2 protein-coding genes are annotated in these 1,051 nt (G+C 40.6%); both read right to left on the reverse strand.

The features are described from left to right. Window positions 1-231 precede the first annotated feature (231 nt). Window positions 232-456: a DUF433 domain-containing protein gene (locus PX482_RS25970; protein ID WP_008199295.1), complete on the reverse strand. Its 225-nt coding sequence runs from the start codon at window positions 454-456 to the stop codon at window positions 232-234. Between the two features lie 148 nt (window positions 457-604). Continuing rightward, complete coding sequence (locus tag PX482_RS25975) at window positions 605-889, reverse strand: hypothetical protein (RefSeq protein WP_288023654.1); 285 nt, start codon at window positions 887-889, stop codon at window positions 605-607. Between the last annotated feature and the right edge of the window lie 162 nt (window positions 890-1,051).

A 1,051-nucleotide genomic window follows, 5' to 3' on the forward strand; every position in this document is an offset into this window, starting at 1 on the left:
CCTCAAAAAGTGCCGACCATTGGAGGGATCGGGGGTAAAATTCAGGTACTTTTTCCCTGAAAATTAGGTAACTGACTACCTCAAAATCGGTAAAACCCTACACCCCACACCCCACACCCCACACCCTGCCCCCACCAACAAACTTTTTCAGCAGACCCTACCTAAAAATGATCGGTAAAGATGGAGTGAAGAGGATTTTAGCTGGTAAATTTTCATCGAAGAAAAAACCATTCATGCAATTTTTCTGACTTCATAGTGATTCGCCATCAATCTTGCTGCAAATTGCATACAGGCATAAATATCTTCTCGATTCAGAGAAGGATATTCTTCAAGGACTTCTTCAATAGAATCCCCTGCTCCCAAAAATTCCATAACTGTTTGCACAGGAATTCGGGTTCCAGCTATAACAGGTCTTCCATTACAAATATCTGGATGGATATGGATACGACTTTCCATTAAGGTTTTGTTACCTCTTTGATGATTTAAAGTAAGCTTATTATACCCTTTCATAGTAACAGATAAGGATGTTGGGTTTCCTTAAAATTGATCGCTGCAGCGGTAGGACCCGCATCAGGGAACGCACCCTACCAGAGCAGCGATCATACTATTCCCAAGTTAGAGTTATACCTTCTAGTTTACATACTCTCTGAATAGTTTCTAGTTTACTCTCAGTCAATTTCCCAAATAGGTGAACTCTCATTTTATGCTTGGGATAATACTGTCCATAACTCTTTATTTGCCCGATCGCTGATTTCCAGCCTTTTGTATTTTTAACTTCAATTATTTCTGTATTAGTTAAGACATCTATTCTACCTACCTTATCAATGTAAACCTCGGTTTTTCCTCCTAATTCCCCAGCCAGTTTGTCCCGATACCAAGCCTCTGTCACCTTTACAGGAGTATTTATCTCCGCAACATCTCAATAAATGCTGGTAAGGAAGCCGAAGTCAACCTAGAAAATGAACCCGCACTCGTGAGAAAGCATCGACTTAGGTTGCACTGAGGAAGAAAATCTGCTTTAACTAAGGATATGCTTCTTCCCATCGAGAGC

This window comes from Microcystis sp. M53602_WE12 (genome assembly GCF_030065455.1).
GTDB lineage: Bacteria > Cyanobacteriota > Cyanobacteriia > Cyanobacteriales > Microcystaceae > Microcystis > Microcystis aeruginosa.

What these genes read in the sequence shown, in the direction of transcription:
- PX482_RS25970 (WP_008199295.1), bottom strand. Translation starts at nt 456, where the DNA reads ATGGAAAGTCGTATCCATATCCATCCAGATATTTGTAATGGAAGACCT.